The sequence below is a fragment of the Streptomyces sp. NPDC001220 genome (genome assembly GCF_053597895.1).
In genome coordinates this window covers 687,601-710,490 of sequence record NZ_JBSFJE010000001.1, presented here as the reverse complement: position 1 = coordinate 710,490, position 22,890 = coordinate 687,601, and the positions used below count along the sequence as shown (strand labels likewise).

The following is a 22,890-nucleotide window of genomic DNA, read 5'->3' as shown; positions in this document are numbered from 1 at the left end:
GGCCTTACCCCATCCTACGTGGCCCCGGCGGGAGACTCATTCCGGAGGCTTCCGTGTGATCTTCGCCGCTGGTTTTCCCGCCTCGAATCCCATCAAGAACACTCGGATCCCATCGAGAACATGAGGGTGGCCGGACCTCCGAGGAGGTCCGGCCACCCTCGTGTGGGGGCCGCGGGCGCTACCGGCCCGACGCGCTCGGCGACGGCTTGGCCCCCTTCTTCAGGAACCCCATGTCCTGGTAGACCGGAGTCTGGAATCCGAACGCCCCGACGTTCACCAGACCCTTCCGGGCCCCCACGATCTGCGGCCGCTGGTACAGCGGCAGCGACCCGGCCGACGCCCAGATCCGCGAGTCCGCCTTCCGCAGCAGCCCGTCCGCCTCGTCCTCGTCCAGCGCCCCGAGCGCCTGGTCGAAGAGCTGGTCGACCTGGTCGGTACCCACCCTCGTGTAGTTCTGCTCGACGTTCAGCGACCCGTCGGCGGCCGGCACCGGCTTCGCGTAGATCGGCCGTGCGTCCGTCGCCGGGAACGCGGACGACGGCCACGAGTACAGGGCGAGGTCGTACTGCCCGGACGCGATGTGGTCCTTGAAGTAGCTCTCGTCGGAGACCTTGGTGATCTCGGCCTGGATCCCGACCGCCGCCAGCATCTGCCGGACCCGCTCGGCGACGTCCTGGAGCGTCTCCGACCCCGGCCCCGACGGCAGCACGAACCGCAGGCTCAGCGCCTTGCCGTCCTTGGCCAGCGGCGCGGACGCGGCCTGCGCCCCCTTGGGTGCGGCCGTGCCCTTCGGCGCGTACGCCCCGGGTGCCCCGTGGGCGTGGTCCTTCTGGTGGTCGCGGGTGTCCTTGTCGTCGGGGGTCCTGCCGTCGGGGCCCTTGTCGTCCTCACCGACGATGTACTGCCCGTCGCTCCCGCCCTCGGAGTCGTCGCCCTTGTCGCCCTTGTCGCCCTTCTCCCCCTTGCCCGTCTTGCCGCCGTTCCCGGTCTGCGCGCCGGCCGCCTTGTCCCCGGCCTTGATCGGACCGCCGGCCACCCATCCCGCGTCGGCGAGCAGCGCCTGCGCCTCATGGGTGTCGAGGCCGCCGATCGACCCGCTGCTGTCGGCGTAGGCGGCCTGCCCGGACAGGGCGAGGTGGCTGCCGACCGGTACCGCGGGCAGCCCCAGCGGGGTGAGCACCAGCTTGGCCAGGGTCTGGCGGTCGAGGGCCCGGGCGACGGCCCGGCGCACCCGCTCGTCGGCGAGCGGGCCCTCGGAGCCGTTCAGGGCGAGCTGCGTGTAGGCGGGCTCCAGGGACTTGCGGACGTCGAAGTCACGCAGCTCCTGCTGCTGCTCCAGCCACTTGGCGATGGTCCTGCGGAGCTTCTTCGGGCCCTTGGGCAGCTTCTCCTCGTCCATGCCGAGGGTGAGCGCCCAGGAGCGCAGCTTCTTCGCGGAGGTCTTCCCGGAGCCCTGCAACGGCGTACCGGTGCCCTTGTCCCGCCCGGCGATGATGATCCGCTGGGCCTCGTAGGCGTCGATGTCGGCGACGTCGACCGTGCCGGCGGCGAGCGAGGTGGCCCGCTTCTCCCGGTCCACGGCGTGCAGGTCGATCTCGTCGAGCTTGGCCGGGCGGCCCCACCAGCGCGGGTTGCGGGTGAGGACCACGTCCTTCTTGGCGGTGTCGACCTTGTCGACCTTGAAGGGTCCCGCGGTGACCGCGAGCTTGCGGCGGGCGCCGTCGTTGAAGGCGTCCGGGGTGCCCATGACCTCCTTGGGGTAGAGCGGTGAGAACAGTGATTTCCAGTCGGCGTAGGGCCGCTCGAAGGTGACCCGGACCTCCAGGTCGTTGGCGCCGCGCTCGATCTTGCCGATGCGGTCGTAGCCGGCGTTGCGGGCGGTCCAGTAGGCGGAGTCCTTGCCGGACAGGGCGCGCCACTGGGCGGCGAAGTCGGCGGCGCCGATCTCCCGGCCGTCGCTCCAGACCGCCTGCTGGTTGAGCTTGTAGAGGACGACCTGGCGCGGCTCGGTCTCGATGACCTTCGCGGACTCCAGGTAGTCGGGATCACGGACCGGACGGCCGGTGGCGTCGATGGTGAACATCGACGGCAGCACGGCCTGGGCGACCCGGGTGGTGCCCGCGTCGGCGTCGGCCTGGAAGGTGTTGAGGGTCTCCGGTACGGCGTCCACGGCCCACTTCAGGGTGCCGCCCTCGGCGACCGCGTCACGGGCGGCCGCCGCGATGTCCTGTCCGGCCAGCGGCTTGCTCCCCTCGTCGTCGGAGCCGCAGCCCGCGAGGAAGGGCACCGCGAGGGCGCCCGCGGTCAGGAACGTGACGGAGCGCATGACCGCACTGCGGCCAGCCCTGGGTCCGACGCCGTGGTGAGACATCTCTGCTACCTCCGGGAGGCCCGGTGACACGGGTGGGGTCTGTTCACATTTGGGGGTATTTTGGAGTTGATCACATGTAAGAAGTACGGACCCCACTGAAATGGACGGGGTCCGTCGGCCGGGGACGACACGGCGGCGGGGGCTGCCAAAGCCCACCCGTGCGGCGCAACGCCCACCCGGGCGGCGCACGGGGCGGCACCCCTCGCGGCGGCGCCCGTCCCCGGCGCACGCAGAGCGCGTGCGGGCGTGCGACGGAGGCGCGCAATCCGCCAATCGCTGCACATGCCTTCACATCAGCAGGTGTGACGCGCAACACTCGCAGGCGCATGAACGTTGCCGCCTTGGACACCGAAGTCCGTGGAAGTGAGGTCACGTCATGTCCGTGCACGACGACCTGACGTCAGTACAGCGCTGCCTTGACGACCTGAACCGGTCCGTCGGCCGCCTGGAGCAGCAGCTCGGGAGCGGCGGACTGGACATGCGCCGCGTCCGTGCCGACGCCGATCACCTGCGCGAGAGCGTGGCACTGCTGCGGGAGGCGGCCAGCACCGGCGCCCCGAGCAAGCGTCCCGAACTCGTCACCATCTCCGACGACCCGTACGACATCAACCTGTGGACGGACACGGACGACGAGGGTCTCGGCGCCCGCGACCGGCGCGCACCGTAAGAGGCGTGACCGGCACCCGCCGACAGGCGTGCTGCCCGCAGGCCCCGACCCCCGAACCGACCGGAGTCACCCATTGGCCACTGGTACGGAACCACATCCGAACAGCGGCGGCGTACGCACCCGTACGCGCGCCGCGATCTCCGCCCCGCACCTGCGGACCGACCGCTGGTGGCTGGCACCCGCCGTCACCGCGGCCGGTCTGTTCGCGTTCGTCGTCTACTCGACCTGGCGGGCCTTCGCGAACGCGCACTACTACTCGGCGCCGTACGTCTCGCCGTTCTACTCGCCCTGTCTGGCCGAGAACTGCAAGACCATGCCGTCCGGCCCGAACGCCGACCTCTTCGGCAGCTGGTGGGCGATCTCCCCGGCGATCATCATCCTGATCTTCCCGCTGGGCTTCCGGCTGACCTGCTACTACTACCGCAAGGCGTACTACCGCAGCTTCTGGGCCTCCCCGCCGGCCTGCGCGGTGGCCGAGCCGCACGCGAAGTACACCGGTGAGACCCGCTTCCCGCTGATCCTGCAGAACCTCCACCGGTACTTCTTCTACTTCGCCCTGCTGGTCGCGTGCGTGCTGACCTACGACACGGTGCTGTCCTTCCGGGACACCCACGAGAACTGGGGCCACATGGGCCTCGGCACCTTGGTCTTCCTGGTCAACATCGTGCTGATCTGGGCGTACACCCTGTCCTGCCACTCCTGCCGGCACATCGTCGGCGGGAAGCTCAAGCACTTCTCCAAACACCCCGTGCGCTACAAGGCGTGGCAGTTCGTCGGCCGGCTCAACGCCCGGCACATGCAGCTCGCCTGGGCGTCGTTGGTGAGCGTGGCGCTCGCCGACTTCTACGTCTACCTGCTCGCGTCCGGTGTCTTCGATGATCCGAGGTTTTTCTGATGCCCGTGGTGGACCGGCAGGAGTGGGACGTCGTCGTGGTCGGTGCCGGTGGCGCGGGCCTGCGCGCCGCGATCGAGGCGCGCGAGCGGGGCGCCCGTACGGCGGTGATCTGCAAGTCGCTGTTCGGCAAGGCGCACACGGTGATGGCCGAGGGCGGCATCGCGGCGGCCATGGCCAACGTCAACGAGCACGACAACTGGCAGGTCCACTTCCGCGACACCCTGCGCGGCGGCAAGTTCCTCAACCAGTGGCGGATGGCCGAACTGCACGCCAAGGAGGCCCCGGACCGGGTCTGGGAGCTGGAGACCTGGGGCGCCCTCTTCGACCGCACGAAGGACGGGAAGATCTCCCAGCGCAACTTCGGCGGCCACGAGTACCCGCGCCTGGCCCACGTCGGCGACCGTACGGGTCTTGAGCTGATCCGGACTCTGCAGCAGAAGATCGTCTCGCTCCAGCAGGAGGACCAGAAGGAGACCGGCGACTACGAGTCCCGGCTCAAGGTCTTCCAGGAGTGCACGGTCACCCGGATCCTCAAGGACGGCTCGCGCGTCTCCGGGGTCTTCGCGTACGAGCGGGAGACCGGGCGCTTCTTCGTCCTGGAGGCGCCCTCCGTCGTCGTCGCGACCGGGGGCATCGGCAAGTCCTTCAAGGTGACGTCGAACTCGTGGGAGTACACCGGCGACGGGAACGCGCTCGCCCTGCTGGCCGGGGCTCCCCTGCTCAACATGGAGTTCGTGCAGTTCCACCCGACGGGCATGGTCTGGCCGCCGTCGGTGAAGGGGATCCTGGTCACGGAGTCGGTGCGCGGCGACGGAGGGGTGCTGCGCAACTCCGAGGGCAAGCGGTTCATGTTCGACTACATCCCGGACGTCTTCAAGGAGAAGTACGCCGAGTCCGAGGAGGAGGGCGACCGCTGGTACGAGGACCCGGACCACAACCGGCGCCCGCCCGAACTGCTCCCCCGCGACGAGGTGGCCCGGGCCATCAACTCCGAGGTGAAGGCGGGCCGCGGCTCCCCGCACGGCGGGGTCTTCCTGGACGTGTCGACCCGGATGCCGGCCGAGGTGATCCGGCGCCGGCTGCCCTCCATGTACCACCAGTTCAAGGAGCTGGCGGACGTCGACATCACGGCCGAGGCGATGGAGGTCGGGCCGACCTGCCACTACGTGATGGGCGGGGTCGCGGTGGACTCCGACACGGCGGCGGCGCGCGGGGTGCCCGGGCTGTTCGCGGCCGGTGAGGTGGCCGGCGGGATGCACGGCTCCAACCGGCTCGGCGGCAACTCGCTCTCCGACCTGCTGGTGTTCGGGCGCCGGGCGGGCTGGCACGCGGCCGACTACGCGGCCGGCCTCGCCGCCCGGCCGGAAACGGACGACGAGCAGATCGACGCGGCCGCGGCGGAGGCGCTGCGGCCCTTCTCCGCCGAGGGCCAGGAACCGGACTCCGGCCCGCCGGAGAACCCGTACACCCTCCACCAGGAGCTCCAGCAGGCCATGAACGACCTGGTCGGCATCATCCGCCGGGAGGGCGAGATGGAGCAGGCCCTGGAGCGGCTCGGTGCGCTGCGGGTCCGGGCGCGCCGGGCCGGGGTGGAGGGGCACCGCCAGTTCAACCCGGGCTGGCACCTGGCCCTGGACCTGCGGAACATGCTGCTGGTCAGCGAGTGCGTGGCCCGGGCGGCCCTGGAGCGCACCGAGTCGCGCGGCGGCCACACCCGCGAGGACCATCCGACGATGGACCGCGACTGGCGCCGGATCAACCTGCTCTGCCGACTGGCCGACCCCACGGGCGGGCTGGCGGCCACCGACCCGGTGCGCGGGCAGATCACCCTCACCCGCGAGACCACCGACCCCATCCGCGCCGACCTGCTCGCCCTCTTCGAGAAGGAGGAGCTGGTCAAGTACCTCGCCGAAGAGGAGCTGTACGAATGAGCGGCTACACGGCCCACTTCAGGGTGTGGCGAGGCGACGTCGAGGGCGGCGGCCTGGAGGACTTCAAGGTCGAGGTGAACGAGGGCGAGGTGGTCCTGGACATCATCCACCGCATCCAGGCCACCCAGGCCCCCGACCTGGCGGTCCGCTGGAACTGCAAGGCGGGCAAGTGCGGTTCGTGCTCGGCGGAGATCAACGGCCGCCCGCGCCTGATGTGCATGACCCGGATGTCCGTCTTCGAACGGGACGAGACCCTCACCGTCACCCCGCTGCGCGCCTTCCCGGTGATCCGCGACCTGGTCACGGACGTCGGCTTCAACTACCAGAAGGCCAGGGAGGTCCCGGCGTTCGTACCGCCCGCCGGAGTGGGCCCCGGCGAGTACCGGATGTTCCAGGAGGACGTGGACCGCTCCCAGGAGTTCCGCAAGTGCATCGAGTGCTTCCTGTGCCAGGACACCTGCCATGTGGTCCGCGACCACGAGGAGAACAAGACGGCGTTCGCCGGGCCGCGTTTCCTGATGCGGGTCGCCGAGCTCGACATGCACCCGCTGGACGCGGCCGAGGCGTCCGGCCTGGACCGCAAGCGCACGGCCCAGGACGAACACGGTCTCGGCTACTGCAACATCACCAAGTGCTGCACGGAGGTGTGCCCGGAGGGCATCCACATCACCGACAACGCGCTGATCCCCCTGAAGGAGCGGGCCGTGGACCGCAAGTACGACCCGCTGGTGTGGCTCGGCTCGAAGATCAGGAGGCGCCCCGCAGGAGGCTGAGCACCCGCCGGAGGTTGGACTCGGCGATGTCCCGCATCGGCTCGCGCTCCGGGAAGTCGCCGTCCAGCAGCCTGAGCGGGCCGGCGACGAGGTTGAGGTGCATCGCGAGCCGGTACAGCTCCATGCGGTCCTCGTCGAGGTCGGCGGTGCGCAGCACGTCGTAGGCGGGCCCGAAGCGGTGCTGGAGGAAGACGTGCTCCCACTCGGCGTCGAAGTACATCAGGCCTTCGATGTCGATGAGCGCGGGGTCGCCCTCCTCGGTCACCAGGACGTGGTCCGGGCCCAGTTCGCCGTGGACCAGGGAGGCGTGGTCGCGCGGCTCGATCGCGTCGTAGAGCTGCCGGACCCGCTCCGACAGCGCCTGGCGGACCTCCCGCACCCGGGGGTCCCGCTCGGCGACCTCCGCGATGTCGTGCACGGCGCGGTCCGCGACGACCTGCTCGCAGGAGCTGCCGATCGGCTTGCCGCCCTCCTCCACCAGGGCGGCCTTGCCGTACCCGGCGGACACGCACTCCCGGAGCACGCCGAGCGCCCCGGCCAGCCGGGCCAGCGGCACCCGGGCCGCGCCGGGGTCGCTGCGCAGCAGCACCTCCAGGCTGCCGCCGCGGACGTCCTCGACGACCGCCGCGTACGAGGGCAGGTGCTCGGCCTCCTCGTCGGCGAACAGCAGACGCGGGGTGCGCACACCCAGCTCGGTCAGCCGGTCGTGGGCCGACAGGAAGAGACCGAGCCCGGAGGCGTGCGCGAAGGGGTCGCGGATGTCGGCGTCGGCGGGACCCCAGTAGTCCTCCTCCGGGGACCAGACGTAGGCGATCGCGGTCCTGCCGTTGTCGAGGGCGAGCCGGTAGACGCCTTTCTTGGAGCCACCGCGCAGCCGGGTGACGGCGGCGGGGGCACGGCCGAGGGCCTCGCGGGCGAGCGGCGCGAGGTCGTCACGGGTGAGGTGGGCACGAGCGGTTGTCATGACGTACGGACCCAGTCCTTCCGATAAGAGGTCCAGTCATCCTCGGTGGCGGCGAAGTCGACGTACAGGGCGACGCCGAAGTTAGCGCGATCCGCGTCCGTTCGGGACAGTCCCAGCCGAACCCCTCGCACGGCGGCCGGTACGGTCTCCGCGTGCGCCCAGTGGCCGAAACGGTTCTCGTGGTAAAAGGGCAGACCCATCAGGAGGTCGGTGTCCGCGGGGGTGACCTCGAGCGCGAGGCTGGTCTGCTGCGCGACGTACCCGCCGTACAGGCTCTGCAGTGGCTGCATGGTGTCGTACGACATCACCGCGATCTGGTCCACCCGGCGGGCGACTTGCCCGAAATACTCCTGTGACCACCATTTGGGATGGCCGGTGACAGTACCCCAGAAGGAGTGAAAAGCGGGGAGCGGATCGATCTGGTGTGCGGCGACGGACAGCAGCGGGGTCACCGGCCGCAACGCGTCGAGGAGCGCCAGGTAGTTCCGGTCGCCGGAGTGCAGGGGCTCCAGGTCGAAGTGGACCCCGTCGAAACCGGCGGCGATCACCTGCCGGGTCGAGGCGACGACGGCGGCACGCGTCTGCGTCTTCTCCAGATGCATGGCGTACGGCTTCTCGGGCGCGACCTCGTCCCCGAGCCAGGCCTGGACACGGACGCCCGGGAGTTTTCGATGCACGGCCGTTATCAGCCAACGGGCCTTGGGATAGTCCGTTCTGGGCAGCGTGCCGTTGTGTTCCAGTGGTCCGGCATGGACGTAGAGGTCGCGTATGCCGGTGTCCGCGAGCCGGGTCGCGAGGGCGGTGACGTCGGCGTCGGTCTTACGGCCGTCGACCCAGGCGTGCCCGAGCCAGAGGACGTCCTTGTCCCGGGTGTGGGTGCCGGGCCTCGGGTCGCCGGTGTAGTTGACGCGGAGGGCGGTCTCGGCGGTGACGAGAGGGAGGACCAGGAGCAGGACGGCGGCGAGCCCGATACGCCGGGCCCGGCGGACCCAGGGGGCCCTCTTCCGTGCGCCGGGCACCTCCGGCGCGCCCTCGCCCTCCCGCTCCGCTTCCCTCGCCCCGTCCCCCTCCCCCTTCGACTCTGATTCCGCTGCCATCGGTGGCCCCCCTTTTCTCGTCGTCCCCCAGCCGTCCCCGCCCCGGTCGCGGGTCCGACTTGCTGCCCATACGCTCCAAAATGTGACGTCATCCTTGATCCGGGGCCGTCCGAGGCATGCCGCCGGCCACATAGGTGTGCGGGTGGGGCATGCCGTGCTGGGCGGGGTGGCCGGAGCGGTCTGGCTGGTGTTGCCGGTGATGACGACCACCACTCAAGATCCGGTTCCCGCGGCGCGCGAGCCGGTCGCCGCGGCCCGGGCGGACGGGGCGTCCACCGCCGACTACGTCATGCCGCTGGTCGCGGTGGCGGCCGCCGGTGCGCTGGGCGGCTACGGGTACGTACGGCGGGTCCGGCGGTCCCGCTCGCGGACCACCCCCGGGACCGTCTCCGCCGCCCCGCCGACGCCGTCTCCGGTCGATCTCGAGCGGCAGGCGCGGACCGCCCTGGTCCTGGCCGACGACTGCGTCCGCACCAGCCGGGAGGCGCTCGGGTACGTCGACGGCGGCGACTCCGTCGCGGGGGCCCTGCGGGCGGCCGGGACCGAGCTGTCGGCGGCGTTCGCGATATGGCGGCGGTACGAGGAGGGGATACCCGGGGACGGCACCGGCCGGCGGCAGGCGCTGGTCGGGGTGGTGGGGCGGTGTGCGGAGGCGGGGCGGCAACTGGACGCGGCGGCGGAGGGGTTCGACGCCGAGTGGGATGCGGGGGACGCGCTGGCGGTGGCCGAGGGGCGGTTCCGGGAACTGGCCGCGGGCACGGGCGCGGTGGCGGCCGCGCTGACGGAGGCCGGCGAGCGGTACGGGAACGGGGCCGTGGCGGCTGTGGTGGGGTACGTCGAACAGGCCAAGGACCGGCTGGTGTTCGCGACCGGACGGCTCAACCAGGCCCGCCAGGACGCCGACTCGGGCGACGGCGACGGGTTCCGCCGTGGCGTGCGTGCCGCCGAGGGGGCGGTGGCGCAGGCCGGGGTGCTGCTGGGCGGGGTGGCCCGGCTCGCGGCGGAACTGCGTACGGCGGCGGCCCTGGTGCCGGCCGCGCTCACGGGCGCGGAGGCGGAACTGGCGGGCGTCCGGGCGGCCGCCTCACCGTCCCGCCTGGCCCACGCCGACACCGTGCTGGCCGCGGTGCGGGACGAGGTGACCGGCGGGCCGTACGACGCGCTGGACGCCCTGCGCCGGGTGGTACGGGCCGTGGAGGGCGCCGGGGGCGGGCGGTCCGGGGTGATCGCCGCCGGGGCGGAGCTGGTGGCGCGGAGCGCGCTGGGGGCGGCGGACGACTTCGTGGGGGTGCACCGGGGGGCGGTGGGCGCGGAGGCGCGGGCGCTGCTGGCGGAGGCGGGCCGGGCCGCGGCCGCGTTCGCCTTCGCGGACGCGGACCGGCTGGCACGGCGGGCCCGGGAGCTGGCGGGGCGGGACGTACGCGCCCATGGCAACCCGTACGCCGGGGAGGCGGCCCACGAGAGCGGGCTCGCGGGGGCGGTGCTCGGGGGCGTGCTGCTCGGCGAGGACGGGACCGGGGGGCCGGTGGTGGCGTTCGGCGGCCCGGAGACGCGGACGCGGTTGCGCTAGCCGCGAGAGGCCGTCGGCGTCCGCGGGCCCGGTGGGGGCTTGTCGCGCAGTTCCCCGCGCCCCTTTCAGGGGCGTCGGCCGCAGCGCCCCTCAGGGGGCGCGGGGAACTGCGCGAACGACCACGACGGCGCCGCACACGGCCAACCCACCCCAACCCCGCCAGGGGCGCGGGGAACTGCGCGAGCAACCACGACGGCGCCGCACGAGGCGAACCGGCCGCACCCCCACCAGGGGCGCGGGGAACTGCGCGAACGGCCACGACGGCGCCGCACACGACCAACCCACCCCAACCCCACCAGGGGCGCGGGGAACTGCGCGAACGGCCACGACAGCGCCGCGCACGACCAACCCACCCCAACCCCACCAGGGGCGCGGGGAACTGCGCGAACGGCTACGACGGCGCCGCGCCCGTGGGCCGGCCGGCACCGCCCCTGTCAGAACAGGCTGAGGAGGGCCTCCGCGGGGTCCGTGAGGCCCGTCTCGCCGTCCGGGAGGGGGAGTTCGAACCACACGGTCTTCCCGCGTGGCGTCCGACGCGAGCCCCACGCCGCGCTCAGCAGCCCGACCAGCTGCAGCCCCCGGCCGCCCTCGTCGGTGTCGCGGGCACGCCGGCGCCTCGGCTGGACCAGGCCGGAGTCCCAGACCTCGCACACCAGCGTCCGGTCGAGCAGCAGCCGTAGCCGGATCTCGCCCTCTCCGTACCGCAGCGCGTTGGTGACCAGCTCGCTGACCAGCAGCTCCGCCGTGTCGACCAGCGGCTCCAGGTCCCAGCTGAGCAGCTGGCCGCGCGCGTACTCACGGGCCCGGCCCACACTGCGCGGCTCGCGCGGCAGCGTCCAGTCGCCGACCGACTCGGCCGGCAACCCCTGTACACGTGCCATCAGCAACGCGATGTCGTCCTCGCCGTGGTGCGTGTCGAGGGTGTTCAGGACGTGGTCGCAGACGTCCTCGAGGGGCTGGGAGGGGTCCGTGAGCGCCCCGACGAAGGCCTGGAGCCCCTCGTCGAGGGGATGGTCGCGGGACTCGACCAGGCCGTCCGTGTAGAGGGCGAGCAGCGCCCCCTCGGGGAGTTCGACCTCGACCTCCTCGAAGGGCTCGCCGCCGACGCCGAGCGGCATGCCGGGCGGCACGTCGAGCATCAGCGCGTCCTCGCCCGGTTCCACGAGCACCGGCGGCAGGTGGCCGGCGTTGGCGAACGTACAGCGCCGGGTGACGGAGTCGTAGACGGCGTACACGCAGGTCGCGAGGTAGACCTCGGAGAGGTCGGCGTCGCGGGGCTGGCGGGCCGTGCGGGTGGCCTGCTGGACTCCGCCGGGGGTGCCGAGGCCGCGGGCGATCTCGTCCAGCGCGGAGAGCACCTCGGCGGGTTCGAGGTCGAGAAGGGCCAGCGTACGGACCGCCGTGCGGAGTTCGCCCATCGCGACCGCCGCGCGCAGCCCCCGGCCCATCACGTCGCCGACCACCAGCGCCGTGCGGTGGCCGGGGAGTTCGATGACGTCGAACCAGTCGCCGCCGACCTCGGTCGCCGCGTTGCCGGGCAGGTAGCGGCACGCGATGTCCAGCCCGGACGCCTCGGGGTCGCCGGGTGGGAGCAGGGACCGCTGCAGTATCAACGCGCGTTCGTGTTCGCGGCGGTAGAGGCGCGCGTTGTCGATGCAGACGGCGGCGCGGGCGGCCAGTTCGACGGCCAGCTCGCGGTCGCGGTCGCCGAACGGCTCGCTGCCCTTGGTGCGGGCGAACTGGGCGAGGCCGACGACCGTGTCGTGGGCGACCATCGGGACGGCGAGGGTGGACTGGACGAGGCCGCCCTCCTCGGCCGGCACCTGCTGCGGGCGGGCGGTGCGCAGGGCGTCCGCGCAGGGCGAGTTGAAGGGGTAGTGGTGGACCGCGCCGACGGCGACCGGGGCACCGCCGCCCACGAAGGGCGCGTCGGAGACCGCGCTGGCGAACGCGACCCGGCGCAGCTCCGCGCTGCCGTCGGAGAGCCCCGGCGGCCGCTCGTCGCCCGCCAGCAGCCCTTGGTAGAGGTCGACGGTGGCGAGGTCGCAGAAGCCGGGCACGACCACGTCGAGGAGTTCGCGGGCGGTGGTCTCCAGGTCGAGGGAGTTGCCGATCCGGGCGCCCGCCTCGTTGAGGAGGGCGAGATTCCGCCGGGCCGCGGCGGCCTCGCGGGCGGCGGCGCGGCGGGCGGTGATGTCCAGACCGAGCCAGGCGATGCCGATGGGACGGCCGGTGCCGCTGTGCACCCGGTAGAGGTTGATGGACCAGTGCCGGCGCTCCTCGGAGCCCGGCACGAACCCCGTGACGTGCATGTCAGTGATGGAGTTGCCGGTCTCCAGGACCCGCCGCAGGGTGGCCGCGACCCGCTCGGCCTCCGAGCGCGGCAGGTAGTCGTGGACGCCCTTGCCGCGGTGGTCGTCGGGGCTGCCGCCGAAGACGGAGGAGAACCGCACGTTGGCGCGGCGGATCCGCAGGTCGGGGTCGATCAGCAGGAAGCCGAACGGAGATTGACCGAATATCGACTGCGAGGCGGCGAGGTCGGTCTCGATGCTGCGTAGGGTGCGGACGTCGACCACTATGCACACGGCCGCGTTCTCGCCCTCGGCGGTGCGGGTGGGCATGACGTAGACCTCGGCGAGGCCCTCCTCGCCGCGCTCGCCGTCCGCCGTGTCGGGCATCCGGAAGGGGACCACACCGGTCCACTCCCGCCCGTCCAGGATCTCGGCCATCTTCCGCTGGCCGCGCTCACGCAGGTCGGGGTCGACGAACGCCTCGATGGGGTCCATGCCGACGGCGCGCTCCGCGGGGATGCCGAAGATCTGCTCGGCGCGCAGGCTCCACTGGTCGACCAGGCCGCCGGCGCCGATGGAGAACGAGGCGACCTTGATGTAGTCGTAGATCGAGCCGGGTGGACTGCTCTGCCACATGGCGTCGCCGGGGGCCGCGGCTGTCTCCGCGGTCCCCGCCCTCGCACCGTCCGACGGGTCCTCGGACTCCGTGGCCTTAGCTGGTATCTCGCTCACGCGAACCGTCCCCTCCAGCTCACCGCGCCCGGCACCGGTCACCGGGGGCGGCTGCCCGCAGTATCCAGCACTACGGTGCCGCCTGACACGGTGTTCACGATCACAGCACGGTCCCGACGATTTCCGGACCGGACCGTGACAACACTTCCAGTCTTCTAACCAGGGAACACGCCCTCGAATCACGCGCTGCGGCACCCATTCCCCGGCCACTCCCGAGAGTGGACGCCGTAGCACTGCGTGTACACCCCGTTCACCCCGTCCGGTCGGGTACCGCCAGCTCGAACCAGACCGTCTTGCCGGTGTCGCCGGGCCGGGTACCCCAGCTCCGCGAGGAGCCGGCGACCAGTTGGAGACCGCGGCCGCTCTCGTCGTCGGGGCTGGCGGCGCGCTCGCGGGGCGGGTCCGGGAGCGGGTCGGAGACCTCCACCCGGAGGGTGCGGCCGAGGTCCGCGGGGCGGACCAGCCGGACGCCGATGGGGCCGGTGGCATGCCGGAGCGAGTTGGTGACCAGCTCGCTGACCAGCAGGGCGGTGATGTCGGCGAGGCCGTCGAGGCCCCAGCCTGTCAGTTGGTCACGGACCGCGGTCCGGGCGGTGCGCACGGCGCCCGGTTCCGCGGGAAAGGTCCAGTCGGCGGTCTCACCTTCGGTGTCGATCACACCGATCACTTCCCAGTCGCATCGCTGGCCGCGAGCCCACCCATGTCCGGTTTCGTGGGGTTAATGGGCACATACCCGGTTACCGGGATGCAGTACCGCATGGGAGGGCGCACTGTGGCCCGAACGGCGCACAGAAAAAGGGCCGAGCGCCCAGGGGGCAGGGGGTGCGGGCGTCGGGCGGCTGCGGCGCCGTCGTGGCTGGTCGCGCCCACGCGGCGGTAGCCGCATATTCAACGCAGCCCCGCGCCCCCGGTGGAACCGGGGCTACGCCCCGAGTTCCACCATCGCGGCAACCTCACGTACCGCCTGTACATCCTGGTCCAGCCAGTTCACGTCCCAGATCTCCCCCGGCGCGAGCCACCTCAGCTCGTCGTGGTCCTGGAGGGGCTCGGGGGCGGTCGAGCCGGGGCGGAGGCGGGCGGTCCACACCTGGAGGACGTACGGGTCCCGCAACGGCCACTCGCCCGGCACCCGCGTCAGCGGCTCCGCCGCCACACCCAGTTCCTCGTGCAGTTCGCGCACCAGGGCCTGTTCGGGGGTCTCGCCGGGCTCGACCTTGCCGCCGGGCAGTTCCCAGCGGCCGGCCAGTTCCGGGGGTGCGCTGCGGCGGGCCGCGAGCAGGCGGCCCGCGTCGAGCAGGGCGGCTCCGACCACCACGATCCGTTCGCTCATGACCCGGAGCCTACGGGAGGCGGTACGCGGTCAGTTGCGCGTGCCGCCCCCGCCGAGGCCGATGCGCTCGACCCAGTAGAGCTGCTTGTGTCCGCGGTCGTCGAGACTGTCGGCGATCTTCTGCGCCTCGGCCCGGGTCGCGTACCGGCCGACGCGGTAGCGATTGCCGTTGTCGTCCTGCCGTATGACGAGCCAGGGGAGAGAGACCGTGCCTTCCGTCATCGCGCCCCTCCGTTTCTCCCGGCTCCCGCCCATCCCCGCCCCGCTAAGGAAACCGCACTCCGCATATGCCCGAGCGTACGCCTAACCTTTACGCAGCGAATACGCCTTTTCACAAAGAGGTACGCAACCAGCCAGAACGGTGGGGGCGCACGATGACGAACGCGCCGTTCGCGCACCCGGCTCTTCGAGTCGCGGGCAGACCGCGGACAGCCCGGGCCACCTGCGAGAACGGCCGGATCGCAGCGGCCGGGTCCAGGTCCCGACAGAGGCCGTGCAGACGTCAACTATCGCAAGGGTGTGCGCTACTTCACGGGCAGGTGGTACGCGGCGCGGTACCGGTCGGCCGGGATGACGACGTCGGCGGTCTCCACCGGGCGGCCCGAGGCGTAGTACGTCCGCTGGATCACCAGGACCACGTGGCCGGGGACCCCACCCAGGGTGAGCAGTTCCTCGGCGAGGCCGGGGCGGGCGCCGACCTCCTCGGTGACGTTGTCCACGATGACGTCGATGGCCCGCATCCGCTCGACCACGCCCATGCCCCCGAGGGGGCCCTCCTCGGGGAGCATCACCGGGGTGCGGCCGGTGACGGCGAGGGGCTCCCAGGAGGTGGAGAGCATCATCGGCTCGCCCGCGTCCCGGAACAGGTACCGGGTGCGCATCACCCGGTCGCCGACGTGGATGCCGAGCCGGTCGGCGATCACGGCGCCGGCCTCGGCCTGCTCGCTGCTGGACTCCCAGGTGCCGCGCGCGGCCGCCTCGGTCTGCTCCTGCCGGAACGGGGTGGCGCCGCCGACCGGGCGGAACCCGGAGCGGGCCACCCGCCGGGGCACCGGCCGCTCCCGCACATAGGTCCCGGAGCCGGAGCGGCCCTCGACCAGCCCCTCGGCCATCAGCACCTTGCGGGCCTCCAGGGCGACGGTGTCGGAGACGCCGTACTCCTCGCGGATGCGGGCCTGGGAGGGGAGCCGGGTGTGCGGGGGCAGCGAACCGTCGACGATCTTCTTACGGAGATCACCCGCGACGCGCAGATACGCCGGCTGCTCACCGAAAGTCACTGGCCGCTCCCATCAGGTTGTACAGACAGCAACAGCCTGGCAACCCTGGGTTCCGCCACGCAAGCAAAGGCCAGAGAATCACTCGATGTGATGACATGTGGCCGGGGAAGGCTTTACGCAGGCACTTTCTCCCCGCTATGGCCACGGTCACACCTGCATACCGGAGCCACTTCCTCCACTGCCGGAGCCGCTGCCTCCGTCGTCGTACACGGGCGGGGTGGTGGTGAGGCCCAGAGCATCGCGTACGGTCACCGTGCGGTGCGGGTCGATCAGCTTGTACCCCTTGTCGTAGTGCGCGTAGAAGGTATCGACGTCCGACGCCTTGGCCGCCTTCGCCCACTCGGTACGCGCCTGGTCGAGGTCGGCGGCGAGGGCGAGGACCGGCTTCCTGGCGCCCGCGGTCCACCCGTACGAGCGCAGCAGCGCCGACTCCTTCCCGAGCGCCGTGGCCACCCGGCCCGCCCACGCCTTGTTCCCGGGCAGGTCGTCCTCGACGTAATCGGTGTCCGGTGCGGTGTCCAGGGCCGTGTTCAGGACGTGCGCGGACTTGAGGTAGGCGACCTGTTCGGGGGCGTAGGAGTCGGCGTCCCGGTGGTAGGAGTCGGTGAGCTTGTCACCCTCGGTGGCACTGCCGAAGGCGCAGACGACACTGCGGTCCCCGGTCGCCCAACTGTCCTCGCTGGGCGTGAAGTAGTACACGGCGACGTCGTCGGGCACCGCCCAGACGTCGAAGGCGTAGGTGTCCTCCAGGCCGTAGCAGCGGTGGTCCGCGGAGTCGCCGACCGAGTCGTCGCCCGGGTAGCCGGTGCCCTTGAGGTCGTAGGTGGCGAAGACCTCGCCGTCGTGCGCGTCGTCGCAGGTGACGTTCGTGACGTCGGTGACCAGGTCGCCGGTGAGGGTGCCGTCGGGGGTGTCGAAGCAGTCGCCGGTGGACAGCGAGAGGCTGGAGCTGTCGGCGGCGCCCTCCTTGACGCCTTCCCAGAAGTCGCCGGCGCCGCCGGTGGCGAGCAGCAGCACCCACAGGGCCAGCCCGATCCCCGAGAACACCGACCCGACGACCGCCATCGCCCTGCCGCGCTCACCGCGCCTGCGGATCTGGCTCAGCGCGACCAGTCCCAGCACCAGCCCCACCCCCGGCAGGCAGCACAGCAGCCCGAGCACGAGGGAGGCGATGGCGAGGCCGTTGACGGGCGCCGGGACCGCGTAGGGGCTGTAGCCCTGGCCCCAGGGCTGGTACGGCGAGGGATACGGCGGCTGCTGTCCGTACGGTCCCTGCGGGAACTGCGGGTACTGCGGGTACTGCGGCAGGCCCGTCTGGGGCGGCTGGTACGGCCCTTGTGGCTGCTGGGGGCCGGGAGGCGGAGGTATGGACACCGGTACCGTGCTCCTGAGGGGGCGTCTGGCCGCGTGAAACGGACGGCTGAACTGATGTACGACTGCGCGCATCGTAAGCGCGCCGTGAACGGGGGCGGAATGAGGGTGGACAGAGCGGTCGTGCGCGCGGTGAACGCGCTGACCACCCGCTGGGCGACCACGGCGAAGGACGGCACGGTGTTCTCGGCGGCCGGGGTGTGGCCGCTGCCGGCGTTTCCGCCCGAGCGGCGTTACGTCACCACCCGGATCGGCGCCCGCTTCGACCGCCCCGTCGGCTTCCTCGCCCTGCACCGGCACTCCCGGCTCGTCCTCGCGGCGGGCTGGGTCACGGATCCCCTGCCCTTCCCCGAGTACTCCTGGGAGGACGACCAATGAACAACACCGTCAACACCGTCGGCGCCGTCAACGCGCTCACCGCACGCTGGGCGCAGCGGACCAGACAGGGCACGGTCTTCTCGGCCGCCGGCGTCTGGCCGCTGCTGGCCCTCCTCGCCGACGGCGCCACCGGCCGCGCCCGGGACGAACTGACCCAGGCCGTGGGACTGCAAGCGGACCAAGCGGCCGCGGGTGCACGGGAGTTACTCGGCGGGCTCGACTCGACGCACGGTGTCGGGGCGGCCCTGGGACTGTGGACCGACCGTGCGCTGGAACTGCGCGCGCAGTGGGCGGCGGGACTGCCCGCCGGCGCGCACGGGGTGCTCGGCGCCGACCCCGCGGCCTCCCAGGAGGCGCTGGACGCCTGGGCGGTCAGGCAGACCGAGGGGCTGGTCGGGCGGATGCCGGTCAAGCTGACCGAGGGCGCCCGGATGGTGCTGGCGACCGCGCTGGCCCTGCACACGGACTGGCGGCAGCCGTTCCGGGAGACCGTGCTGCGGCCCGGCTCCGGGCCCTGGCAGGGCCGTACGCTGGCCGGTCTGCAGCGCAGCAGTGTCCGCACGGACCGGATCGGGGTGACCGCCGGACCGGACGGGCACGTCACCACGGTGAAGGTCCTCGGCGGCAACGCCCTCGACGTCCATCTGCTGCTCGGCGAGGAGGGGATGGCGCCCGGGCAGGTGCTGCACACCGGCATCGGCGTCCTGGAGCGCGCCCTGCCGGTGACCACCGGAGGTCAGCTCCCCTACGGACCGGCGGGTCCCGGGGTGACCGTGGAGCGGCTGCCGTCGGCCACCCCGGACCCCGTGCTGCTGGATGTGACGACCGTCGGCTTCGAGGTGCGCGCCGACCACGATCTGCTGCAACTGCACGGTCTGTTCGGGCTCTCCACGGCCGCCGACGCCCGGGCGGGGCACTTCCCCGGCATCAGTGACGCGCCGCTGGCCATCGGGGCGGCCGGGCAGTCCGCGGTCGCGGAGTTCGGCCCGCTGGGCTTCCGGGCCGCCGCGGTGACGGCCGTGCTGGCGGCGCCGGGCGGCGGGCCGCCGCAGTACCGGCACGAGTCGACCGTCGTCCGGGCCGCCTTCGACCGCCCGTTCGGCTTCCTCGCCGTGCACCGCGACACCCGCCTGGTCCTGGCGGCGGGGTGGGTGACGGAGCCGACGGTGGTGGGCTGAGCGCTCCGGGGGTGCGGCCGTGCGCCGTCGTGCGTCCGCGGCATCGTCGTGGCTGGTCGCGCCCGCGCGACGGCAGCCGCACCTTCGATACGGCCCCGCGCCCCTTACGGGACGCTGACGCTCAGCCGAAGTCAGTGGCCCGGGTGCGCTTCTCCCACGCGGCGATGTCCCCTCGTACGGCGTCCAGTTGGGTCAGTACGGCGGTCACCGCGTCGTCGCCCAGGGGCAGGTGCAGCGGGGTCTCCTCGGCGGCCAGGGCGGCCAGGATCAGGGCGGCCGCCTTGGCCGGGTCGCCGGGCTGGGTGCCGTGGCCGCTCTCGACGGCGTCACGGGTCAGGGCGACCTTCGGGTACACCCCGGTGTCGGGGCTGGCCCCGGCCCGGCCGGCGTCGAAGAGGGAGGTACGGAAGGCGCCCGGTTCCACGATCAGCACCTTGATCCCGAACTCCCGCACCTCGTCGGCGAGCCCCTCGGACATGCCCTCCAGCGCGAACTTCGTGCCGCTGTAGGCCGAGAAGCCCGCGAAGGACATCTGGCCGCCCATGCTGCTCATCTGCACGATCGTGCCCGAGCGCTGGCTCCGCAGCTGCGGCAGGACCGCCCGGACCAGCGCGGCCGGCCCGAACACATGGAGGTCGAACAGGTCGCGCAGTTCGGCGTCCGTGGTCTCCTCGAAGGCGCCGACATGGGTACGGCCGGCGTTGTTGACGAGGACGTCGATCCGTCCGTGCCGGGCCACGACGTCCCGTACCGCGGGCTCGATCGCGGCGATGTCCGTGACGTCCAGACGTACCGGGTCCAGCCGCCCCGGGTGGGCGGCGGCCAGGTCGTCCAGTGCCCCGGGGCGCCGGGCCGCCCCGACGACGGTGTCACCCGCGGCGAGCGCGGCCTCGGCGAGCGCCCGTCCGAAGCCGCTGCTCGCCCCGGTGATGAGCCAGATCCTGGTCATGTCCCGTCTCCCTGCTGTCCGCGGTCGGTCCAGCCGACCACCCTCGCCCGGAAGGGAGTTCGCGTCCAACGGGTTTTGGGGACGGGTTCACCTCACCGGCGTACGCCCTGGGTGATGCGCAGCCTGATCGTGCGTGCCTCGGGGCGCAGCGCGAACTCGGGCCACACGTCCGGTCCGCAGGCCCGGGAGCCGAGGCCGTGCTGGGCCGCGTCGATGATCAGGTGGCTGGTGGTGGACTCCGGGAGTTCGAAGGGGTGGGCGGCCCGGGCGAGCTGCTGGGGGGTGTGGCGGGCCAGGGTGAAGCCGGGACGCCGTCCCCGGGTGTCGGGGAGCGCCGTCAGGTGCAGTACCTCGGTGTCGGCGCTGGTCAGCGTGAGGTGGCGGAGCCGGGAGCGGTGGCCGGTCTCCTGGGGGCGGGCGTAGCCGGCCGCGAGGTCCGCGACGGCGGCGGAGAACCGGCCGGTGCGGGCCGCGCGGAGGCTGTCGGGGTAGGACTCGTGCGGGCCCAGGCCGAACCAGTCGGCGCCGTCCACCGGGGCCGTCCCGTCGGGCAGTTCGAGGTGCACCCCGATCCGCGGCCACACCGTCGTCCAGCCGCGCGAGGGCTCGATGTCCACGCGCAGTTCCAGCTCGCCGTCCTCGACGGACCACACGGTCTCCACCGTCACCGACAGCGCGGAGTGCGCGGCGGAGACCCGGTCGACGGTGCGCAGGGCGTCCGTGGCCTCTTCCACGGTGACCCGCCGTGCGGTGAGGCGGTCGAGTCCGTCCCGGCGCCACAGGTCGGCGCTGGACACGTCGGCGGCGCTGGCGTCGCTGCCCTCCAGCCGGTCGGAGGTGCCCTCGTCGTTGTCGGTCGGGGCGCGGAACAGTTCCAGCCGCGGGCCGGTCACCGGCCGTCCGGCGAGGCGGGTGAGGGATCCGCCGGTGAACTCGGCGATGCCGAGGGTGCGGGTGCCCGCGGCCGGCCGCCAGCCGGTCCGGCGCCGGACGGCGGGCACCGGGCGGGGTGCCGAGCGGTCCAGCTGGGCGGTGGCGATCTCGTGCCCTTCGGGTGCCCAGGCCGTCTCCGCCGCCAGGACCGCCTCGACCGTCAGCCAGGTCTCGGCGTCCGGTGCGACCGGGACCTGCGGCAGCGGCACCCGCTCCGAGTCGCCCGCCGGCACCGCCGGGACCTTCAGGTCCCCGGACGCCACGAGGATGCCGTCGTGCTCGACGCGCCAGCGGAAGCGCAGGTCGGAGGTGTCCGCGGAGTGCCGCAGGTTGGTGATCGCGAGCCGGTCGCCGTCGAGGGCGAACCGGATCGGCTGCACCACGGCCTTGAACTCGTGGAGGCCGGGCGTCGGCACGTCGTCGCTCAGCACCATGCCGTCCATGACGAAGTTGCCGTCGTGCACGACCTCACCGAAGTCGCCCCCGTAGGCGTAGTACGGCGTCCCCTCCGGCGTCCTGGCCAGGATGCCGTGGTCGCGCCACTCCCAGACGAAGCCGCCGTGCAGCCGGGGGTGCCGGTGCACCAGTTCCTCGTACTGGTCGAGGGCGCCGGGTCCGTTGCCCATCGCGTGGGCGTACTCGCACAGCAGGAACGGCCTGGTGCGCTGCCGGGCGCCCTGGGCGGGCGTGCAGCCGAGCAGCGGGGCGCGGGAGCCGTCCGTGCCGATCTGCTCGGTCTCCGTGACGGTCGCGTACATGCGCGAGTAGACGTCGGTGTACTCGCCGGTGTAGTCGCCCTCGTAGTGCACGGGACGCTCGGGGTCACGGGCGTGCACCCAGGCCGACATGGCGGCGAGGTTGGCGCCGGTCCCGGCCTCGTTGCCGAGCGACCACATCACGACGCCGGGGTGGTTCTTGTCGCGCTCGACGGTGCGCTCGATGCGGTCGAGGCAGGCCGCGCGCCAGGCCGGGTCGTCGGTCGGGTTGCCGGTCCAGCCGACGTGGTCGAAGCCGTGGGTCTCCAGGTCGCATTCGAGGACGACCCAGAAGCCGAGTTCGTCGGCGAGGTCGAGCAGCCGGGGGTGGGGCGGGTAGTGGCTGGTGCGGATGGCGTTCACGTTGAACCGCTTCATCCGGGCCAGGTCCTCTCGGGCGTGCGCCTCGTCGAAGACGCGGCCGCGCTCGGGGTGGGCCTCGTGCCGGTTCATGCCGTGGAAGACCACCCGGCGGCCGTTGACCAGGAAGCGGTCACCGCGTATCTCGACGGTGCGGAAGCCCACTCGCAGGGCTATGGTCTCGGCCGCCGACGACACGGTGACGTCGTACAGCCGGGGCTCCTCGGCCGACCACGGCTCCACGCCCGGGACGTCGAGGGGCGTCACGTCGGCCGCCGTCTCCCAGACCCGCTCGACGCCGAGTTCGGGGATGCGCAGGGTGACGGGGAAGGCCGCGGCGTCGGCGGTGATCTCGGGGTCGATCCGGCCGTGTCCGTCGGCGTAGCCGGGGCGCAGCCAGACGTCCTCGACGCCGCCGGCCGGCCGGGCGAGCAGGGTGACGTCCCGGAAGATGCCCGGCAGCCACCACTGGTCCTGGTCCTCCAGGTAGCTGGCCGCCGACCACTGGTGCACCCGGACGGCGACGACGTTGTCACCGGGGCGGACCGCGGACGTCACGTCGAACTCGTGGGCCAGCCGGCTGCCGCTCGCGCTGCCGATCTCGACGCCGTTCACCCACACCTTGAAGAGCGACTCCACCCCGTCGAAGCGCAGCAGTACCCGCTCGGCGTCCGACCAGCCGTCGGGGAGCCCGAAGTGGCGGCGGTAGTCACCGGTGGGGTTCTCGTCGGGGACGTGCGGCGGGTCGATCGGGAACGGGAACTGGATGTTCGTGTAGATCGGCCGGCCGTGGGCGCCGTCGCCCTCCAGCACCCAGTGCGCGGGCACCGGGATGCCGTCCCAGCCGTGGTCGTCGAAGTCCTCGGCCGCGAACTCCTCGGCGACGGCCGCCGTCGGCGACAGCCGGAAGCGCCAGTTTCCGTTCAGCGAGAGGGCGGGGGCGTCGGAGTGCAGCCACGAGCGGGCCGGGCGCAGGGCGCCACGCCAGGGGGCGGTGTCCGATACGTACGCGGAGTGCTCGGAGGGCAAGAGTTCACAACTTTCTTGGTGTCGGGGGGTGTTGTGCCG

The 22,890-nt window shown here is 72.5% G+C and carries 18 protein-coding genes; 7 read left to right on the top strand and 11 right to left on the bottom strand.

Going from position 1 to position 22,890, the window contains the following annotated elements; all coding sequences use genetic code 11:
* Positions 1-178: 178 nt before the first annotated feature.
* Positions 179-2,371, bottom strand: coding sequence for an ABC transporter family substrate-binding protein (locus ACWDGI_RS03350; protein WP_450754830.1), 2,193 nt, complete (start codon positions 2,369-2,371; stop codon positions 179-181).
* Positions 2,372-2,747: 376 nt separating this feature from the next.
* Between ACWDGI_RS03350 and ACWDGI_RS03345 the strand changes: the two genes are divergently transcribed.
* The 4 genes from ACWDGI_RS03345 to ACWDGI_RS03330 all read left to right on the top strand — a co-directional run bounded on the left by ACWDGI_RS03345 (position 2,748) and on the right by ACWDGI_RS03330 (position 6,637).
* Positions 2,748-3,038, top strand: a complete 291-nt coding sequence (locus ACWDGI_RS03345; protein ID WP_450754828.1) for a hypothetical protein — start codon at positions 2,748-2,750, stop codon at positions 3,036-3,038.
* 73 nt (positions 3,039-3,111) lie between these two features.
* Entirely contained in the window at positions 3,112-3,933 is an 822-nt protein-coding gene (locus tag ACWDGI_RS03340) for a hypothetical protein (RefSeq protein WP_450754826.1), read from the top strand.
* Positions 3,933-5,864, top strand: coding sequence for a fumarate reductase/succinate dehydrogenase flavoprotein subunit (locus tag ACWDGI_RS03335; RefSeq protein WP_450754824.1), 1,932 nt, complete (start codon positions 3,933-3,935; stop codon positions 5,862-5,864). The genes ACWDGI_RS03340 and ACWDGI_RS03335 overlap by 1 nt, the downstream gene beginning before the upstream one ends.
* Positions 5,861-6,637, top strand: a complete 777-nt coding sequence (locus tag ACWDGI_RS03330; RefSeq protein ID WP_450754822.1) for a succinate dehydrogenase/fumarate reductase iron-sulfur subunit — start codon at positions 5,861-5,863, stop codon at positions 6,635-6,637. The genes ACWDGI_RS03335 and ACWDGI_RS03330 overlap by 4 nt, the downstream gene beginning before the upstream one ends.
* Here ACWDGI_RS03330 and ACWDGI_RS03325 read toward each other — a convergent pair.
* Both ACWDGI_RS03325 and ACWDGI_RS03320 read right to left on the bottom strand, forming a co-directional pair.
* Positions 6,612-7,601 carry a phosphotransferase family protein gene (locus tag ACWDGI_RS03325; RefSeq protein ID WP_450754821.1) on the bottom strand — a complete coding sequence of 330 codons (990 nt, stop codon included), beginning with the start codon at positions 7,599-7,601 and terminating at the stop codon, positions 6,612-6,614. The genes ACWDGI_RS03330 and ACWDGI_RS03325 overlap by 26 nt on opposite strands.
* Positions 7,598-8,698: a hypothetical protein gene (locus tag ACWDGI_RS03320; protein ID WP_450754819.1), complete on the bottom strand. Its 1,101-nt coding sequence runs from the start codon at positions 8,696-8,698 to the stop codon at positions 7,598-7,600. Before ACWDGI_RS03320 ends, ACWDGI_RS03325 begins: the two co-directional genes overlap by 4 nt.
* An 82-nt stretch (positions 8,699-8,780) precedes the next feature.
* On the opposite strand from ACWDGI_RS03320, the gene ACWDGI_RS03315 reads away from it, so the two are divergent.
* Positions 8,781-10,268: a hypothetical protein gene (locus ACWDGI_RS03315; RefSeq protein WP_450754817.1), complete on the top strand. Its 1,488-nt coding sequence runs from the start codon at positions 8,781-8,783 to the stop codon at positions 10,266-10,268.
* Positions 10,269-10,702: 434 nt separating this feature from the next.
* On the opposite strand, the gene ACWDGI_RS03310 is transcribed toward ACWDGI_RS03315, so the two are convergent.
* The 6 genes from ACWDGI_RS03310 to ACWDGI_RS03285 all read right to left on the bottom strand — a co-directional run bounded on the left by ACWDGI_RS03310 (position 10,703) and on the right by ACWDGI_RS03285 (position 17,272).
* Positions 10,703-13,291 (bottom strand): SpoIIE family protein phosphatase, encoded by a 2,589-nt coding sequence (locus ACWDGI_RS03310; RefSeq protein WP_450754815.1) that lies wholly within the window; start codon positions 13,289-13,291, stop codon positions 10,703-10,705.
* A gap of 250 nt (positions 13,292-13,541) precedes the next feature.
* Positions 13,542-13,958, bottom strand: coding sequence for an ATP-binding protein (locus ACWDGI_RS03305; protein WP_450754813.1), 417 nt, complete (start codon positions 13,956-13,958; stop codon positions 13,542-13,544).
* Between the two features lie 255 nt (positions 13,959-14,213).
* Positions 14,214-14,621 (bottom strand): (deoxy)nucleoside triphosphate pyrophosphohydrolase, encoded by a 408-nt coding sequence (locus tag ACWDGI_RS03300; protein WP_450754811.1) that lies wholly within the window; start codon positions 14,619-14,621, stop codon positions 14,214-14,216.
* Positions 14,622-14,651: 30 nt separating this feature from the next.
* A complete protein-coding gene (locus ACWDGI_RS03295; protein ID WP_450754809.1) occupies positions 14,652-14,843 on the bottom strand; it encodes an SPOR domain-containing protein in 192 nt (63 codons plus the stop codon).
* Positions 14,844-15,145: 302 nt separating this feature from the next.
* Complete coding sequence (locus ACWDGI_RS03290) at positions 15,146-15,898, bottom strand: GntR family transcriptional regulator (RefSeq protein ID WP_351708743.1); 753 nt, start codon at positions 15,896-15,898, stop codon at positions 15,146-15,148.
* Between the two features lie 147 nt (positions 15,899-16,045).
* Entirely contained in the window at positions 16,046-17,272 is a 1,227-nt protein-coding gene (locus ACWDGI_RS03285) for a DUF4190 domain-containing protein (protein ID WP_450754807.1), read from the bottom strand.
* Between the two features lie 99 nt (positions 17,273-17,371).
* Here ACWDGI_RS03285 and ACWDGI_RS03280 point away from each other — a divergent pair, with 99 nt between their 5' ends.
* Complete coding sequence (locus ACWDGI_RS03280) at positions 17,372-17,647, top strand: hypothetical protein (RefSeq protein ID WP_450754805.1); 276 nt, start codon at positions 17,372-17,374, stop codon at positions 17,645-17,647.
* The gene (locus ACWDGI_RS03275; RefSeq protein ID WP_450754803.1) at positions 17,644-18,825 is read left to right on the top strand and encodes a serpin family protein; all 1,182 of its coding nucleotides are present in this window, start codon (positions 17,644-17,646) and stop codon (positions 18,823-18,825) included. The genes ACWDGI_RS03280 and ACWDGI_RS03275 overlap by 4 nt, the downstream gene beginning before the upstream one ends.
* A 121-nt stretch (positions 18,826-18,946) precedes the next feature.
* Here ACWDGI_RS03275 and ACWDGI_RS03270 read toward each other — a convergent pair whose 3' ends face one another.
* Both ACWDGI_RS03270 and ACWDGI_RS03265 read right to left on the bottom strand, forming a co-directional pair.
* Positions 18,947-19,774, bottom strand: coding sequence for an oxidoreductase (locus ACWDGI_RS03270; RefSeq protein ID WP_450754802.1), 828 nt, complete (start codon positions 19,772-19,774; stop codon positions 18,947-18,949).
* Positions 19,775-19,866: 92 nt separating this feature from the next.
* Complete coding sequence (locus tag ACWDGI_RS03265) at positions 19,867-22,851, bottom strand: glycoside hydrolase family 2 TIM barrel-domain containing protein (RefSeq protein ID WP_450754800.1); 2,985 nt, start codon at positions 22,849-22,851, stop codon at positions 19,867-19,869.
* Positions 22,852-22,890: the final 39 nt, after the last annotated feature.